14 protein-coding genes are annotated in these 16,721 nt (G+C 45.4%); 7 read left to right on the top strand and 7 right to left on the bottom strand.

Going from position 1 to position 16,721, the window contains the following annotated elements; translation table 11 throughout:
- Nucleotides 1–31: 31 nt before the first annotated feature.
- The 5 genes from FEM33_RS14485 to FEM33_RS14505 all read right to left on the bottom strand — a co-directional run bounded on the left by FEM33_RS14485 (nucleotide 32) and on the right by FEM33_RS14505 (nucleotide 5,657).
- Nucleotides 32–991: a DUF6807 domain-containing protein gene (locus tag FEM33_RS14485; RefSeq protein WP_374756434.1), complete on the bottom strand. Its 960-nt coding sequence runs from the start codon at nucleotides 989–991 to the stop codon at nucleotides 32–34.
- Between the two features lie 153 nt (nucleotides 992–1,144).
- On the bottom strand, nucleotides 1,145–2,485 hold the full coding sequence (locus FEM33_RS14490) for a Gfo/Idh/MocA family protein (RefSeq protein ID WP_139012710.1): 1,341 nt from the start codon (nucleotides 2,483–2,485) through the stop codon (nucleotides 1,145–1,147).
- Between the two features lie 231 nt (nucleotides 2,486–2,716).
- Nucleotides 2,717–4,081 (bottom strand): 3-keto-disaccharide hydrolase, encoded by a 1,365-nt coding sequence (locus FEM33_RS14495; protein WP_139012711.1) that lies wholly within the window; start codon nucleotides 4,079–4,081, stop codon nucleotides 2,717–2,719.
- A gap of 205 nt (nucleotides 4,082–4,286) precedes the next feature.
- A complete protein-coding gene (locus tag FEM33_RS14500) occupies nucleotides 4,287–5,201 on the bottom strand; it encodes a sugar phosphate isomerase/epimerase family protein (protein ID WP_139012712.1) in 915 nt (304 codons plus the stop codon).
- 69 nt (nucleotides 5,202–5,270) lie between these two features.
- Complete coding sequence (locus FEM33_RS14505; RefSeq protein WP_139012713.1) at nucleotides 5,271–5,657, bottom strand: hypothetical protein; 387 nt, start codon at nucleotides 5,655–5,657, stop codon at nucleotides 5,271–5,273.
- A 368-nt stretch (nucleotides 5,658–6,025) separates the two neighbouring features.
- Between FEM33_RS14505 and FEM33_RS14510 the strand changes: the two genes are divergently transcribed.
- The 3 genes from FEM33_RS14510 to alaS all read left to right on the top strand — a co-directional run bounded on the left by FEM33_RS14510 (nucleotide 6,026) and on the right by alaS (nucleotide 9,649).
- Nucleotides 6,026–6,559 carry an RNA polymerase sigma factor gene (locus FEM33_RS14510; RefSeq protein WP_161597131.1) on the top strand — a complete coding sequence of 178 codons (534 nt, stop codon included), beginning with the start codon at nucleotides 6,026–6,028 and terminating at the stop codon, nucleotides 6,557–6,559.
- Between the two features lie 54 nt (nucleotides 6,560–6,613).
- Nucleotides 6,614–6,898 (top strand): hypothetical protein, encoded by a 285-nt coding sequence (locus FEM33_RS14515; protein ID WP_139012715.1) that lies wholly within the window; start codon nucleotides 6,614–6,616, stop codon nucleotides 6,896–6,898.
- 90 nt (nucleotides 6,899–6,988) lie between these two features.
- Nucleotides 6,989–9,649 (top strand): alanine--tRNA ligase, encoded by a 2,661-nt coding sequence (gene alaS / locus FEM33_RS14520; RefSeq protein ID WP_139012716.1) that lies wholly within the window; start codon nucleotides 6,989–6,991, stop codon nucleotides 9,647–9,649.
- Between the two features lie 94 nt (nucleotides 9,650–9,743).
- Here alaS and FEM33_RS14525 read toward each other — a convergent pair whose 3' ends face one another.
- On the bottom strand, nucleotides 9,744–11,237 hold the full coding sequence (locus FEM33_RS14525; RefSeq protein WP_139012717.1) for a catalase: 1,494 nt from the start codon (nucleotides 11,235–11,237) through the stop codon (nucleotides 9,744–9,746).
- Nucleotides 11,238–11,416: 179 nt separating this feature from the next.
- On the opposite strand from FEM33_RS14525, the gene FEM33_RS14530 reads away from it, so the two are divergent.
- Both FEM33_RS14530 and FEM33_RS14535 read left to right on the top strand, forming a co-directional pair.
- Complete coding sequence (locus tag FEM33_RS14530; RefSeq protein WP_139012718.1) at nucleotides 11,417–12,349, top strand: hydrogen peroxide-inducible genes activator; 933 nt, start codon at nucleotides 11,417–11,419, stop codon at nucleotides 12,347–12,349.
- Nucleotides 12,350–12,368: 19 nt separating this feature from the next.
- On the top strand, nucleotides 12,369–12,998 hold the full coding sequence (locus FEM33_RS14535; protein ID WP_139012719.1) for a class I SAM-dependent methyltransferase: 630 nt from the start codon (nucleotides 12,369–12,371) through the stop codon (nucleotides 12,996–12,998).
- Nucleotides 12,999–13,025: 27 nt separating this feature from the next.
- Here the strand turns inward: FEM33_RS14535 and FEM33_RS14540 are convergent, their stop codons facing one another.
- Nucleotides 13,026–14,738 (bottom strand): DNA polymerase/3'-5' exonuclease PolX, encoded by a 1,713-nt coding sequence (locus FEM33_RS14540; protein ID WP_139012720.1) that lies wholly within the window; start codon nucleotides 14,736–14,738, stop codon nucleotides 13,026–13,028.
- Nucleotides 14,739–14,978: 240 nt separating this feature from the next.
- Here FEM33_RS14540 and FEM33_RS14545 point away from each other — a divergent pair, with 240 nt between their 5' ends.
- Nucleotides 14,979–16,253 carry a beta-1,2-mannosidase gene (locus tag FEM33_RS14545; RefSeq protein ID WP_139012721.1) on the top strand — a complete coding sequence of 425 codons (1,275 nt, stop codon included), beginning with the start codon at nucleotides 14,979–14,981 and terminating at the stop codon, nucleotides 16,251–16,253.
- Nucleotides 16,254–16,434: 181 nt separating this feature from the next.
- Nucleotides 16,435–16,632, top strand: a complete 198-nt coding sequence (locus FEM33_RS14550) for a CsbD family protein (RefSeq protein WP_139012722.1) — start codon at nucleotides 16,435–16,437, stop codon at nucleotides 16,630–16,632.
- The last annotated feature ends 89 nt before the right edge of the window (nucleotides 16,633–16,721 follow it).

A 16,721-nucleotide genomic window follows, 5' to 3' on the forward strand; every position in this document is an offset into this window, starting at 1 on the left:
ATGTTGTCAATGTATTCAACTGAACGAAGTACTATTCTGTTTTTGCATAATCCGCTGCAAAACTGTTCAGTGCAGCATCCTGCAGATGTTCCGAAGCAATGATCGTACGGTAACGGAACGTCGTCGATTCGCCTTTTTTCAATTTAAAATCCAGCACTTCCTTGCCGTCGCTCAATGCCTTCATTCCTAACGGGTTTACAGCAAACAAGCCATATCCTCGTGCATGCCAGTATGCCGGATAGCCGACATTCCTGGGATGGTCAATGATGGCAATGCTGATGTCCTCATCTTTGATTTTACCCGTCAGATTACACCAGATGGCGCGTTTTCCCCAAACTGCTTCCCCGGTAATCCCGTTGCTGTTGCGGTAATTGCCTGTAATTCCGGTGTTGTTCATAACCGGCACTTTGGTCGCAATACCGCTGGCGTCCGTAAATATCTCCGGTTTATCGGAAGGCAATTCAAGTTCGCGTGCTACACGTATTGCAAACATACCGTCTTTTACATCCGGCATGGACACATCCGTAACAGCCGTAAGCGTTGTGGAACGGTCAATAACTCTGTTGTCGCCTTTTCCGCTGAAAACGTACGTAGTTGTTTCCTTTATGGTCAAGGTCCCGTTTTTATCAATCCAGTCCGCCGTTACTTTTAGTTCCCCTTTATTGCCGCTGCTTTTTACGGAAGTTATGCCGGTATGTACAATCGTTCCGTAAGCCCGCTTTTCATGATCCACTGCATCCGAATTGTTCCAGTAATCGTTTCCGTTCACATCTTCGTAATTCAGCCACATGCCCACGTGATGCGGATGATCCACACGTTCTCCGGGTCTCGGGTCCAACGGCCATCCGCGCGTAACCAAAGTTCCTTTTGCAGTCTGAACCGGATACAAGACGGCTTTTTTCAACGTTTTTTCACCCGGGTAAAAATAGGATGTAAACGGTTTTCCATCGATTCTGACTTCTACCTTTTTATCCTTCACATGGTTGATCATCTCAACTTTCTGAGCATTTACGATTCCCGTTATCGCTGCAAGGGAAAAGCTGGCCAATGCTATGCCGGTATTTTTAAGGTTCACGTCAATCGGATTGTTTAAGAACGCTGTTCCAAGTTATTATATTAATCAACCTTTGATCAGTTACCTTCCTTAACTCAGGACAATCTCCTTTTTGGTCGGGTCCCAGTTCACGCGTTTGCCTGTATGAAGTGCCTGCGTGGCCATAATGTTGGCAACCGAATGGTTAAATCCTACTTTTGCCGGCGCATTGGTTTCCTTGCGGCTTCTTACGCATTCCATCCAGTTGCGCATATGCAGCGATGTCATCGGGTCAGCTCCTGTATTGGCATCCGTTGCAATTTTATCGCCTGTTTTCAGCGCCATTTCCGGAAGCAGATTGGCCTGAAGACCCATGGATTTGGCATCTTTTTCTTTAAGCCCGCCTTCCGGAGTTATCTTGTTGGTGTCCAGATTGATCATTCCGCCGTTGGAGTAATAGTATTCCTTTACACCGCCTGCCTCATTGTTGAACCGGGACGAATAAATGACCTGAAATCCTTTGTCCTTATTGTCAAACGGGCCGTACTCGAAAGCGGCGCTGAATGTGTCCACATTGGTACGGCCATCTTTCCAGGTGTAAATGCCACCGTTGGCAACGACGTTTCGCGGCGCATCCAGACCAGAAAACCAGTGAACGGTATCAATCTGGTGTGCCATCCATTGTCCGGGAATGCCGGAAGAATACGGATAAAACAGGCGGAATTCAAGATAGTAACGCGGGTTCCATTCCACTTTCGGGCGGTTCATCAGAAAACGGTCCCAATCCGTATCTTCTTTTCTGATCTGTGATACCAGTTCCTGACGTCTCCACCGGCCGGGCTGATTGACGTTCCACGTCATTTCAACCGTCGTAATATCACCGAATTTACCCGATTTAATATATTCGTATGCAGCCCAGTAATTGGGTGCGCTTCTTCGCTGCGATCCGACCTGAACAATCTGCTTGGAATTTTCCACAGCCCGCAATGCTACTTTGGCATCTTCCAGTGTTTCAGCAAAAGGCTTTTCAACATACACGTCACGACCGGATTTTACGGCTTCGGCACAATGCAGCGCGTGCTGAAAATCAGCCGTACTGATAATCACGGCGTCCACATCTTTCCGGCCAAGCAGTTCTTCATTATTCCGCGCTCTTACAAATTCACCCGAAGCATAGCTTTTGCCTTTCATAAAAGCCTCTGCTTCGTCGCGGCGGCGGTTCCACAAGTCGGAAACACCCATAAACTCAAAGTTCATATCCTTGGCATGATCTGAAAAACTGGGCGCAAGCGAACTGCGGAAACGGTCTGAAAAACCGATGATGCCCACTCTTACCTTGTCATTTGCACCAAGTATACGACGGTAACTCGCAGCTCCGAAAGCATTGGAACCTGCGGCAATCCCGGCAGAAGCCAAAGCTGTTTTTTTTATGAAATCCCTCCTGCTGTTCATAGATATTGTCTGTAAAAAATGTTGATACGGGTTATTAGAATTTACGGCTGTCAGCTGTTGGCTGTCAGCTGTTGGCTATTGGCTGTTGGCTGTTGGCTAAAATAAATAGCTCGTTTGTATAAATTTATATTAACTTATAACTAGGACTGATTTAAACAGTGACCCAATTTTATTCACTTGAAAATAGGTTTCTGATCGGGTTTTCGTTTAAAAGCACTTTTTGGTTCCGGCCTAATCAATTTCCTTGATCCGGAGGCTGCGGAAAGAAACGTTGTCGCCATGATCCTGCAAAAGCAGATTGCCTTTCTGCGAGAGACCGAACCCTTCAAAATTCTTGAATTTGGAATCTGCAACAAAATCCTTGAATTGCTGCGAACCACGAACGTATTCGACAACTTTGTACCCGTTCAGGAAATGCTGAACAGTGCCATCTTTCTGTACTACAATTCTTCCCTGATTCCACTCCCCTATTTTTTTTACGGCATTTCTCGGGCGGTCAGCGGGAATGACGTCATAAAAAGAGGCAATCGTACGGTTTCCGTTTTTGCCCAGTTTGGCATCCGGATGTTTTTCATCATCAAGCACCTGATATTCACAGCCGATGCCCGATTTTCCGCCGGAGCTGAACTTCTGATCCACAAAGTATTTCACGCCGCTGTTTGCGCCTTCTGTCAGTTTGAAATCAAAAGTAAATTCAAAAGCGGGACCGTACAGTTTTTTGGTAATAATATCATTACCCGTTTCAGAACCGTCTGATTTGGAAATGGTTATTGTTCCGTCATTGTAACTCCACCGCTTGGACGGGAAATCATTTCCGCCGTATGACTTCCACTGATCCGCGGATTTTCCATCATAAAGCAGCGACCAGCCCTGTGCTTTTTCTGCTGCGGTCAAGGAATTCGGAACAAGGTTAACGATGCGGATATTGGCAGCAGGGCTTGGTTTCAGGTTACTGGTCTGAATGCGTACATTTTTCCAGCTAACCTGCGTGCCTTCCAGATCTTTACTGCCGATTGCATGTACCTGCAGACAAATAAACCCGCTCGGCGTCATATCGTCAATGACATGCGCCACCGGAACGCCGTTCAGAAAGGTACGGATCGAGTTGCCGATGGCTTCAATGCGGTATTTGTTCCATTCATCTTTTTTAAAAGCCTTTTTTGCCGTTGGGTTCAGATCCAGCGGGTACAGCCAGCCGCGCCGCGCTTCGTCGTAAATTCCCGCGGAATATGCGCGGTCGCTCGGATCGATTTCGACCTGATAACCATGCACGCGGCCATTCTGGTATTCCGGCGTAGACAAGCTGCGGATCTGAATGCCGGAGTTGAGTTTGTTATCCACTTTTACGTCACATTCCAGGATAAAATCGCCGTAGTTCTTCTCGGTAGTCAGAAACGAATTGGGTGTATCCATGACGGAAGTACCGACAATGGTGCCGTCCTTTACTTCATATTTTGCTTTGCCGTTCAGCTGTTTCCATCCGGTGAGGTCTTTACCGTTAAAAAGATTTTCCCAGCCGTCTCCGGATTTCTGGGCAATGACTGCATGAAAGGATAACAGCAGAAAAAGGCAAATAGAAATTTTAAAATGATTCATTGTAATAGAAAACTGATTGATGTAACTGAACCCGGAAATGAATGACTGAAGCACAATAAATGGCTTGTTATCAATATAACGAAGTATTGCTGCAAATACCCCTACAAATTCATTGCTTACCCTTTAATATGAACTTGCTTTCCGGCCCTATGGACTGAAAGTTAACGACTTGAAGATTATTAAATTTTAATTTGAACCCGGACGTTTACAGCGGATACTTCAAGACTTCGGTAATATATTTCTTGTTGATCTCGGCGCAGGCAAGCGGGGACTTTTCAGGATCGGGAACGCCGTCCAGCTCCACAACGGCCCAGCCTTTGAACCTGATCTTGTCCAGTGCTGCAAAAACCGCAGGCACATTCACACGGCCTTCGCCGAGCTCGACAAACTTGTAACCGTTTTTGGTATCGGCCGGTTTTGTATCTTTTAAATGGAGTGAATGAATGATATTTTTATACCTGATAACTGCATCTTCAGGCTCGCCCCCGCCCTGCTTGTAATGTGCAATATCCAGCAGCAGCTTCGTATAGCGCGGGTCCAGCGCCTGTACAATGGTGTCCACTTCTTCCGGTGTTTCTCCAAGCTGATGCATATGATTGTGATATACAGCCTGTACGCCCAGATCGGCCGTCTGCTTGCCGATTTCATTCATGACCTCAGCCAGCTTCATAAGTTCTTCCACGGATGGAGCACGGTCTTTTGGCCGCAGGCTGTTCGTCAGCTGCAATGCATTTCCGCCGAGTGCTTTTACAAAACTGGCATGCGCCACGTGCGTATCAATTGTACTTTCCCGCTTTGCAGGATCGATTTCTACGTTCCCGCTGGAAAACATGCAAAGGGTTAGGTTGTTTTTTACAAGCGAATCTTTCAGTTCCGAAACACGGTTCCGGTATGGCCCGAACGTATTTGCCCGCAGCTGGACGCCCCTGAAACCGAGTGCAGCCAGATCACTGATGGCCTGTTCATCCTTTCCGCCCCATGTTATCGCCGAGTAACCAATTCTGACATCGCCTTTTTTGCCGGTACCCGCCTGTAAATCGGAAAAAGCAAGCAATGCAGCAGTTCCCAGGGAAACATTTTTCAGAAAATTTCTTCTTGTCGTTTCAGTACTTGTCTTCATAGGATTTTCAGGGTTTCGGAACGGGCTTTCGCGTGCGGGAATTTAGGCAAGCAATTAAACCTGAGGAACTTAAAGGCTATTGAAAATGAAATAAATTAAAAAAAAAAGGAAAGTAGCCGACATGATGATCAGGATAATCTGCCGCAGGACATGACCGTTTCCGTTCGGTTTGGAAGAAGGTGCTTTGGGCTCGCGGTCAGACATAATATCGAGTGAATTCCGTATCCGGTCCCATATGGAATTGATATCCTGATTGGTCAGCGTATCCGGTTTCCAGTCCGAGGCAGTCAGAACCAGTTCACGCGCTTTGTCAACCGTTTCTTTCATAGCCGGATATTTCAGTATCCAGTTTTCCCAGAAAGAACGGATCGGCGGGTCATCAGGAAACCGAACCCACCTGATAAACAGGTTTTCCATCGCTAGCTCCTCAGCCGATAACTCTGAAAACGGTTTCATTTTTGTGGCGTGTAAAAATTAGATTATCCTTTGGTACTGATCAGACCTTTCATTTAAAAAAGAAAGCAGATACCGGTTTATACTCTTTTCATAAACCTTATGCCAACTGAAAATCCATATTCCTGATGTTACATCTGCACGGTAAACAGCGGTTATTTTCCCGTTTGATGTACATGCAGGTCCGTAAAATGCTATTCGCTGAAAATCACTGCCTGACCGAAGGATAATCAAGATATTCCATTTACACGCTACAAGTGCCGATGGAAATCTTGGTATTGAGGTTGTTTAAGCATTTGAATACTTTCGCAAAACACACTATACCATTGCTGACTTTGTATAATTATTCAGAAATGCCTGAGGATGAATTATTGTCTTTACTTATTGAAGGCAACAGACCGGCATTCAGACAACTTTATCTTGACTATTACCGTAAAATTTTCGCTTATGCATTCAAGTTTACCAAGTCCGTTGAACTTTCCCAAGATATTACACAGGAAGTATTCCTTAAAGTGTGGGAAAAAAGGGAAAACCTGAGGAACATCAAATATTTCAAAGCGTACCTGTATGCAGTCTGTAAAAACATAACCCTGAACGTGCTTACCCGCGCCGCAAGAGAAATCAAGATCAAAAGCCTGATTCTTACCGGTTGCGAGAAATTTCATGTAGATACCGAAACTACGTTCCAGAATGAGGAATATGACACGCTGCTGAACAAGGCCATCCAGCAACTTCCGTCACAGCGGAAACTGATTTATACACTGATCAAGACAGAAGGCAAAAGTTATGATGAAGTAGCCGATCAGCTTGGAATTACAACAGGAACCATTAACGACCACATTGTCAAGGCTACACGGTCTATCAAAGAATATTTGTTATGGTATAATATTACGCTCACTATATAATAATGGAAGTTTATCACGAAAACATATTCAGGAATTTCACCCCTTATATCAGTTATGTACCCAAAAGCAACCCAAATTGAAATAGAAACGGTAAGAATCCTGTTCCGCAGGTTTATCCGCAACAGATGCAGCCAGAAAGAGATTGCGCAGGCGCTCGTTTTTCTTCAAAGCGCCGAAGGCCGCGAAATGTATGCCGAGCTGATGGATCAGGAATTCATGAAAAGGGAATTTGATGAAGATTGCTTCAGCAACCGGCATATCAGACGGCAGTTTGCAGCGCTGGAAAGGAAAATTGATAAAACTGCGCGCGAATCCTATGTAAACACAGGCCTCAATTAACTGATGCGCTGACAAACCACCATCTTTTTATATCGTTTTTGCTTACCTTTGCGGCTTATTCCGTGAAGTTTCAGTACCAAAATATATAAAATGACCTCGCATCAAATACGTCAGGCTTTTCTTGATTTTTTCCGCAGCAAAGAACATTTAATCGTACCGTCGGCACCGCTTGTCGCAAAAAATGATCCAACCCTGATGTTTAATAACTCGGGAATGGCGCAGTTCAAGGACTTTTTTCTGGGAAACGGAACGCCGCCTTCACGCCGGATTGCGGATACGCAGAAATGTCTGCGTGTTTCCGGAAAGCACAACGATCTGGAGGATGTCGGCTTTGATACCTATCACCATACCATGTTCGAAATGCTGGGAAACTGGTCTTTCGGGGACTACTTTAAAAAAGAGGCCATTACATGGGCATGGGAACTGCTGACAGAAATTTACAAGTTACCGAAAGATCGATTGTACGTTTCCGTATTTGAAGGCAATTCCGCTGACGGCGTGCCGTTTGATCAGGAAGCATGGGACTTATGGAAGCCGATTGTCGGTGAAGACCGGATTATTCTCGGAAACAAAAAGGATAATTTCTGGGAAATGGGCGACACCGGTCCCTGCGGTCCGTGCTCCGAAATCCATGTTGATTTGCGTCCGGAAGCAGAAGTAGCCGAAATTTCCGGTAAGTCACTCGTAAACAACGATCATCCGCAGGTGGTCGAAATCTGGAACCTGGTTTTTATGCAGTTTGAACGCAAAGCCGACGGTTCGCTGATTCCGCTTCCTTCCACGCACGTGGATACCGGAATGGGCTTTGAGCGCCTTTGCATGGCCGTACAAAATAAAACTTCCAATTACGATACGGATGTTTTTCAGAATACGATTCAGGTTCTTGAAACCTTGTCAGGAAAAAAATATGGTGCCGGAACAGAGCCGTTTGCAGATATTGCCATGCGTGTTATTTCGGATCACATCCGGGCCGTTGCTTTTGCCATTACCGACGGACAATTGCCTTCCAACGTTAAAGCGGGTTATGTAATCCGCCGTATTTTGCGTCGTGCAGTGCGTTACGGTTACTCTTATCTTGGTTTTAAGGAGCCTTTCTTTTACAAACTGGTTGCAGTGCTTGCAGATCAGTTCAAAGATGTATTTACCGAACTGAAAGCGCAGGAGGAATTTGTTACCCGTGTGATCTTGGAAGAAGAAAAAAGCTTTTTGAGAACGCTTGAATCCGGACTGAAACGGCTGGACAATATTACTTCTTCCCTGAAACAGAAAGAAGTCAATGTCATTGCCGGCGAAGAGGTTTTCGAACTCAGCGATACGTTCGGGTTTCCTGTTGACCTTACGGCACTGATTGCACGTGAAAAAGGCTTTGAGATCGATGAAACAGGATTTCAGGATGCTTTGGCGGAACAGAAAAAACGTTCGCGTCAGGATGCAGCCAAAGAAGCTACAGACTGGATTGAGCTGAGGGAAGCGGACAAAGTGGAATTCCTTGGCTATGATTTCGAGGAAACACACAGTCATATTATCAAATACAGAAAGGTAAAAACCAAAACAGGCGAAGAGTATCATATCGTACTCGACCGTACGCCCTTCTATGCAGAAATGGGCGGTCAGATCGGCGATACGGGTGTACTTGTGCTTAATCCGACTAGCAGCAGCAATGAAGGAAAGACGATCCGGATCGTTGATACCAAGAAGGAAAATGACCTTTTTGTGCATATTTCAAGGGATAAAAACCTGGACGAAGCCTTGCAGCAGGCCGGTATCATTGTTGCACGGATTGATACAGAGCGTAGAAATAAAATAAAGGCAAATCACTCTGCAACTCACCTGATGCTGTCGTCCATGCGGGAAATCCTCGGATCGCATATCGGACAGAAAGGTTCGTACCTGAACGATGAAGTGCTCCGCTTTGACTTTTCCCATTTTTCGAAAGTAACGGATCAGGAACTGCAGAAAATCGAAGACCGTGTAAATGAAAAAATACGCGAGGATATCGCACTGGAAGAAAGAAGGAATGTGCCGATACAGCAGGCGCTAGATTTGGGCGCAACGGCAACTTTCGGAGAAAAATACGGCGAATTTGTACGTTTGATCATTTTTGACCCAAAATTCTCCTTTGAACTCTGCGGCGGAACGCATGTGCCTTCAACGGGTAAAATCGGTGTTTTCAAGTTTATTTCAGAAGGATCGGTTTCGGCTGGCGTAAGGCGTGTGGAGGCTGTTACCGGCGAAAAAGCACTCGAACTGATGCGCCAGCAGGAAGAAACACTGAACAAAATCAAAGATCTTCTGAAAGGCCCGACTGATCTGGTTAAAGCCGTCGAGTCGCTGCTGGATGAACGCAATAATCTGCAGAAGCGCATTGCGGCACTGGAACTTGAAAAAATCCAGACCTTAAAAACTGGATTGCTGGCCAGACTGGAAAAACATAAAACATTCAGCCTTTTGGTCGAAAAAGTGGATGTTCCGAATGCAGAATCGCTGAAACAGCTGTCTTACGAACTTCGTGACCAGGTGGAAAACCTGATTGCTGTTTTCGGGACGGAAATTGCCGGCAAACCGCAGCTTTCCGTATTTATTGCTGAAAGTATCGTTCAGGAAACCGGACTTAATGCAGGAAAAATCGTGAAAGACCTTGCAAAGGAAATCCGCGGCGGCGGCGGCGGACAGCCTTTTTTTGCAACAGCCGGCGGTTCTGATGCAAGCGGGCTTGAACGTGCGCTGGAAAAGGCAAAAGATTTATTTTAAGATCCTTTTAGTCTTTATATCTTTTAGTCGATCTTATATAAAAACGGCTGGCCCAGAATATGAGCCAGCCGTTTTTTGTACTTGTCATTTATTTTCAGTGATGCGCAAACATGGATGCATCAATCTCAATGCCAAGCCCTTCCGCGATCCTTGCACCCAGTTCCGGATCGGTGCGGAAAAAGTGACAAAGCTGGCGGTTCAGGATGAGTTCCCGTTTCGGACCGGAAACATGCTTCAGTGAACCCAGGAAATTATTGACTTGCGTCGTTCTTTCTTCGTCTGTAAACACGTTCCGGAAAAGATTTCCAGGCTGGGTATAATGATCATTTTCACCTTCGGCATTGCGGTCGTACCAGTCGGCAACGATTGAATCGAGCTTTTCAGCAGGTTCTTTGTAACTTTGATCTGCTTCAATGTTATCAAAGCTGTTCGGAAAATAATTAGGCACACCGCCTCCGTTTCCGTCCATTCTCATTTTTCCGTCACGCTGATAATTGTTGGTTGCATACGGGCAGCGGTTTACCGGCAACTGCTCGTAATTAGCGCCCAAACGGTACCTTTGCGCATCCGGATAGGAAAGCAGGCGTCCCTGAAGCATTTTGTCCGGCGAATACCCGATACCGTCCACAACATGAGCCGGCGCAAATGCCGCCTGTTCCACATCAAAAAAGAAGTTGTCAGGAATCTGGTTCAGTTCCAGCAAACCCACGTCGATCAAGGGAAATTCTGCCTGCGGCCATATTTTGGTCAGATCGAACGGATTCCAGCGGAACGTTTTGGTCTGTTCTTCGGTCATCACCTGAATCTTCATTTCCCATTTCGGAAAATTTCCTGCATCGATGGCTTCCACAAGGTCGCGTTGTGCCCAGTCTGCATCCATTCCTTTCATTCGGGCCGCTTCGGAATCGGTAAAATTCTTGACCTTCTGCTGCGTTTTGAAATGAAATTTCACAAAAACCCTTTCATTTTCGCTGTTGATCATAGAAAACGTATGGCTCCCGAACCCGTGCATATGGCGGTAACTATACGGCGTTCCGCGGTCGCTGAAAAGGATCATAATCTGATGCATACTTTCCGGGTTCAACGACCAGAAATCCCACATCATAGTTGCGCTTTTGCAGTTTGTGCGCGGATCACGCTTCTGCGTATGAATGAAATCACTGAATTTTTTCGGGTCTTTGATAAAAAACACTGGCGTATTATTTCCGACCAGATCCCAGTTTCCGTCTTCAGTATAAAATTTCAGTGCAAAACCGCGCGGGTCTCTTTCCGTATCGGCAGATCCTTTTTCTCCTCCTACCGTCGAAAAACGCAGGAAAGTTTTGGTCTGTTTTCCGATTTCGCTGAATAATTTGGCCTTCGTATACTTTGTGATATCGTGCGTTACGGTAAAAGTGCCGTATGCGCCGGAACCTTTAGCGTGCACAACCCTTTCAGGTATACGTTCCCGATTGAAGTGCGCCATTTTTTCGTGCAGAATAAAATCCTGCAACAAAATCGGACCTCTCGGCCCTGCTGTCATGGAGTTTTCATTTTCGGTGTAAGGCTTGCCTGAGGCAGTTGTCAGCCTTTTCTTTTCGTCTGCCATAAAAATGTATTACTGTTATGATGAGGTTCTTTTGTGGCTACAATGTTAGATGAATTAAAATGATCAATCAAACTGATTGTTTCTATCTTTGTATAAATAAAATTTATGTATCTGAATCCGGTTTTACTTTCATGACGGATTTAGTTTGCAGCCTTATCTATCAGGAATTTTACACTTAAATGAATATTCAGCAGTTAGAATACATTGTTGCCATTGATAATTACCGCCATTTTGTTCATGCCGCCGAGCACTGCAACGTTACGCAGCCTACGCTATCCATGATGATCCGGAAGCTGGAAGAAGAATTGTCGGTGAAAATATTTGACAGGACCAAACAGCCGATTGTTCCGACCGCTATCGGAAGACAGATCATTGATCAGGCAAAAGTCATTCTTCTGGAAGCATCCCGGATGAACGAAATAGCAAAACATTTTAACGGAGATTTGTCCGGAGAACTGCGCATCGGAATTATTCCGACGATTGCGCCTTATCTTTTACCCCATTTTGTAAATCCTTTTGTAAGCAATTATCCCGAAATCAAGCTGCATGTTTCGGAAATGATTACCGAACGCATTATTCATGAACTGAAACTCGGAAATCTGGATGCCGGAATCATTGCTTCGACTACCGAAGAAAGCAGTCTGCAGGAAATTCCCTTGTACAAAGAACGGTTTTATGCCTTTGTATCGCGCAATACGGATTTGTACGCCAAGCAATATATTCTGCCGGCAGACATTGAACCGAATGATTTGTGGCTGCTGGAAGAAGGCCATTGTTTCCGTACGCAGATCCAGCGGCTTTGCGAACTGAGCCGAAACAGTCAGTTCGGCAGCAGCTTCAGTTATCGTTCGGGCAGTATCGAGACATTAATCCGCATGGTGGAAAGAAACGGCGGCATCACTATTTTGCCGGAAATGGCGGTTATGGAGCTTTCTGATGAGCGGAAAAAGCATATCCGGAATTTCAGGTTTCCGGAACCGGCCCGTGAAGTTTGCCTGATCGTAAACCGTGAACAAATGAAAACCCGTTTGATCGATGCGCTTAAAACAGGAATTATTTCATTTTTGCCGCCGGAAATTTTCCAGAAAGAAATAGAAATGCGTGTTTTGTAATTTAACGGAACAACAAACAATGAACACCAGGAAAGCATACGACAAATGGTCGGAGCAATATGACAGCAACGTCAACAGAACCCGAGACCTTGAAGCCACTGCATTGAGGCAGGTTTTGGAAGAAAAACATTTCAGCAGCGCGCTGGAAATCGGCTGCGGTACCGGAAAAAATTCACAATGGCTTGTCAACCGGGCAGAAACGCTCGTTGCCGCGGATCTTTCCGAAGAAATGCTGGCCAAAGCCAAAGAAAAACTTGCCGGCTACAAGGTGGAATTTTATCAGGCGGATATTAATATGCCCTGGGATTTTACCGACAAATGCTTTGATCTTGTTACGTTCAGCCTTGTACTTGAACATATTGAGAACCTGGATTTTATATTTCAGCAGGCCAGCAACAAGCTTAAAACCGGCGGCATGATTTACCTCGGCGAGCTGCACCCGTTCAAGCAGTATTCAGGATCGAAAGCACGTTTTGAAACCGAAGAAGGCCAGACGATTGTACCTTGTTTTACGCACAACATTTCCGATTTTACGGAATCTGCCAAAAAATACGGCTTTGAGATCAAGGAATTAAAGGAATTTTTTGATGATGACGACCGCACAAGCATACCGCGCATACTGGTCATGACTTTTATTTTACAGGAATGATCGTCATCAGCAGAAAAATTCAGGCTCTTATTTAAGAGCCTTTTTTGTTAAATATGATTCCATTTCCGTCAGGGAAAATGCATTGAAAGTCATGCCTTTGATGAGTCCGCCTTTGCGTGCAACGGCAACGCCGTAATGCATATCCTGATATCCCTGTCTGGAATGCGCATCGGGATTGATACTCAGCAGAACGCCTTTTTCCATGCAGTATGAAATCCATCGCCAGTCAATATCCAGCCGCCACGGCGATGCGTTAATTTCAACCACAACCTTGTGTTCCGCACAGGCATCAATAATGGTTTTGTGATCAATCGGATACCCCTCACGCGATAAAAGCAAACGTCCGGTCGGATGTCCTAAAATGGTTGTATACGGGTTTTCTATGGCTTTGAGCAGCCGTGCAGTGGCTTTTTCCTGCGACATCGTCAGATTGCTGTGCACCGAAGCCACAATGTAATCGAATGTTGCAAGCACTTCCGCAGGATAGTCCAGCGAGCCGTCACCCAGAATGTCGGATTCGATTCCTTTCAGGATTTTAAACGGCTTTTCCGGGTTTTCGGAAGCAAACCGCGCATTCAGTTTCTTGATTTCTTCATGCTGGCGAAATACATCTTCGGCTTTCAGACCGCGCGCATAAGTAGCTGTCTGCGAGTGATCGGCAATCCCGAGGTATTCAAATCCAAGTTCACGGCAATGCAAAGCCATTTGTTCCAGCGTATCCTGGCCGTCGGAATAAGTACTGTGATTATGTAAAATGCCTTTCAGATCGTTCCATGTAACCAGATCATCGGAATTGTATTTTTCGGCCCACTTGAATTCATCCGCGCCTTCGCGCATTTCCGAAACGATGTACGGCAGGCCGGCTTTCTGATAAATTTCATTCTCATTATCAACGGTTTCATAATTTGCAAAACGCCAGATCGTACTTCCGGAAGGCGTGACATATCCGAGATGTTCCGCATCTGCGCTTTCCAGAAAAAGTTCATTCATAAATCTTTCCGGCTTCACGGCAATGATCTCAACTTCTACGGCCACATCGCTTACGTTTCCGCGCCATACAAACGGTGAAGATTTCTTTTTATCCTGAACCAGAAATTCTATTCCGTCAGAAATGGTATGCAGCAATGCCGGCGAATCGGTTGCTGCCAGAATTTTTATGGATTCCACGATTTCCGATTTGCGTCGGATGTCGCCGGCTACTTCTACTTTTTCAAAACTTTTCTTCAGTTCGCCGGCGATGACGTTTGCAATTGCTTCCGCTTTATCCATTCTCAGTTTCCCGGCCTGATCTTTCAGGAAAGCAAGCGATTCCAGGATCTTTTGTGCGGTACCGGCACCAAATCCCTTGATTTTTGCAACACTGCCGTTCAGACAGGCCAGTTCCAGTTCGTGCAGGTTGTCGATACCGAGTTCACGCCATAAAACCGCTATTTTTTTGGCGCCGATGCCTTTGATATTAAACATTTCCATGACGCCGAGCGGCGTATTGCCAAGCAGCGTTTCCAGCTCGGGAAAAGTGCCTGTTTTCGCAATCTGAACAATTTTGCCGGCGGTGCTTTTGCCGATTCCCTGCAATTTGGTAAGCTCCTGCTCCGACATGTTCTGAAGTTCGCCGTCCTTGTATTTGTCCAGATAAAAAGCCGCGATGGAATAGCCCTTGATCTTGAACGGATCAGCTCCATGCAGTTCCATCAGTTTAGCGGTTAATTCAAGGATCTCGACAATTTCAGAATTGCTCATATCAGTATTAAGTGGAAAATGATCCGCTAATTACGAAGTATGTCTCAGCATTTGCAAATGTTCCGCTTGCTCATCGGCCCGCAGGTTTCAAGTAGTTATTTTAAATGCCTGACTTAAATAATATTTATAACGACCAAAACATCGACTATATCGCCAGTAATCCGGATATCGACGCAGCACATATCGTTTAAACAAACGCAAAATTTTAAAAACCTTAATTCTGACTCATAAACACCAAAAATGGATACGGATCAATTAAAAAATTACAGGCAGGAAATTTACAATCATCTGACAAACGAGTTGCTGCCATTTTGGGAAAATCGCTGTGTAGACAAGGAAAACGGCGGTTTTATTACGCATTTTGATTACAACGGCAATGACTCCGGCGAAGATGAAAAATCGCTGATTGCACAAACCCGAACCGTTTTCACCTTTTCATCCGCGCACCGGGCCGGTTACGGAGAAGGACGTTATGCCGCCATCGCAAAGCACGGCGTCGATTTTCTGATCGATAAAATGTGGGATCAGGAAAACGGCGGTTTTTACTGGCTTATGGACCGGAAAGGCAATGTGAAAATTGATGAAAAAATCGTTTACGGCCACAGTTTTGCCATTTACAGCCTTGCCGAATACACTTTGGCAACAGGCGATCCGCGCGGACTGGAATATGCTTCGAAGGTTTTTGACCTGCTTCAGAAACACGGGGCAGATACTTATTACGGCGGTTATTTTGAAATGTTCTTCCGCAACTGGGAATTAAAAGGCCCCGGTCCGGCTGGCGGCGACCGCAAAACGCTGGACGCACATATGCATTTGATGGAAGCTTTTACAACTTTGTACGAAGCCAGCGGAGAGCAGGTTCACAAGCGTAAATTGCTGGAAATTATACAACTGTTATTGCATAAAATCATGCACCCGCAATTCAAAACGGGTATTCCGCAGTTCTGGGCCGACTGGACCGTTGCACCGCAGATCAAGTTTGATATCATCTGGGGATGGGACCGTTTCTCGGAGGATGGTATGAAGAGTTCGGCCGAGGACAATACGAGTTACGGCCATAATGTGGAGTTTGCATGGCTGCTGATGCACGCGCTGGATATTGCAGGCATTTCCTATGACGAATACGAAGAGCAGCTTCTGGCATCTTACAACCATGCCGTTGAACACGGAATTGACTGGGAATATGGCGGTGTTTACGTGGAAGGCTCGCATGCCGGTGAAGTTTACGACCGTGAAAAGGAATTCTGGCAGCAGGCCGAAGTCATTATCGGTATGCTGGATGCTTACCGTGTCTATAAAGATGAAAAATATCTGAAAGCATACGATGCAACGCACCGCTTTGTTTTTGACCATATGATCCGCCACGAAGTCGGCGAATGGCTGCCGCTGCTTACGCGCCAAGGCGAACCGATCTGGAAACACATGAGCCATTCCTGGAAAGTGAATTATCATTCGGTAAGGTCCATGATTCAGGCGATTGTAAGGCTGGACAAGCTGATGGCTACAACAAAATAACAGAAAACAATTTGTCAAAGCTGCAATGGAGCTTTTCAAGGACTATACGGGAAAATATTTTCTCAGTCTTTTTGCAGGATCAGTCAAACGGCGGCATTCAGGCTCTGGAATGATAATTTTATAATAACAAGTATATACGTGCTTGAAAAAGCATATTTGTTTCATTTAAAATTACATAGTCATGAGTGCTTTCACCCAACAAATTAAAGGTAACTGGAATGAACTAAAAGGAAAATTAAAGCAGCAATATGCAGATTTGACTGACGACGATCTGGCTTATGAAGAAGGAAAAGAAGACGAACTTCTTGGAAAACTTCAGCAAAAGCTGGGCAAGACCCGCGAAGAAGTAGAAACTGAATTCAGCAGCTGGTCGAAATAGACTCTTCTTTAAATAAATAAAGCCCCGAAACAGATCGTTTCGGGGCTTTTGTTGTAGTAGGAAGAACCAAAATCAACCTTTTATTCAAA

The organism is Dyadobacter flavalbus, from assembly GCF_006149045.1.
Classification (GTDB): domain Bacteria; phylum Bacteroidota; class Bacteroidia; order Cytophagales; family Spirosomataceae; genus Dyadobacter; species Dyadobacter flavalbus.

What these genes read in the sequence shown, in the direction of transcription:
- FEM33_RS14485 (WP_374756434.1), bottom strand. Translation starts at nt 991, where the DNA reads ATGATCAACCATGTGAAGGATAAAAAGGTAGAAGTCAGAATCGATGGA.
- FEM33_RS14490 (WP_139012710.1), bottom strand. Translation starts at nt 2,485, where the DNA reads ATGAACAGCAGGAGGGATTTCATAAAAAAAACAGCTTTGGCTTCTGCC.
- FEM33_RS14495 (WP_139012711.1), bottom strand. Translation starts at nt 4,081, where the DNA reads ATGAATCATTTTAAAATTTCTATTTGCCTTTTTCTGCTGTTATCCTTT.
- FEM33_RS14500 (WP_139012712.1), bottom strand. Translation starts at nt 5,201, where the DNA reads ATGAAGACAAGTACTGAAACGACAAGAAGAAATTTTCTGAAAAATGTT.
- FEM33_RS14505 (WP_139012713.1), bottom strand. Translation starts at nt 5,657, where the DNA reads ATGAAACCGTTTTCAGAGTTATCGGCTGAGGAGCTAGCGATGGAAAAC.
- FEM33_RS14515 (WP_139012715.1), top strand. Translation starts at nt 6,614, where the DNA reads ATGTACCCAAAAGCAACCCAAATTGAAATAGAAACGGTAAGAATCCTG.
- alaS (WP_139012716.1), top strand. Translation starts at nt 6,989, where the DNA reads ATGACCTCGCATCAAATACGTCAGGCTTTTCTTGATTTTTTCCGCAGC.
- FEM33_RS14525 (WP_139012717.1), bottom strand. Translation starts at nt 11,237, where the DNA reads ATGGCAGACGAAAAGAAAAGGCTGACAACTGCCTCAGGCAAGCCTTAC.
- FEM33_RS14530 (WP_139012718.1), top strand. Translation starts at nt 11,417, where the DNA reads ATGAATATTCAGCAGTTAGAATACATTGTTGCCATTGATAATTACCGC.
- FEM33_RS14535 (WP_139012719.1), top strand. Translation starts at nt 12,369, where the DNA reads ATGAACACCAGGAAAGCATACGACAAATGGTCGGAGCAATATGACAGC.
- FEM33_RS14540 (WP_139012720.1), bottom strand. Translation starts at nt 14,738, where the DNA reads ATGAGCAATTCTGAAATTGTCGAGATCCTTGAATTAACCGCTAAACTG.
- FEM33_RS14545 (WP_139012721.1), top strand. Translation starts at nt 14,979, where the DNA reads ATGGATACGGATCAATTAAAAAATTACAGGCAGGAAATTTACAATCAT.
- FEM33_RS14550 (WP_139012722.1), top strand. Translation starts at nt 16,435, where the DNA reads ATGAGTGCTTTCACCCAACAAATTAAAGGTAACTGGAATGAACTAAAA.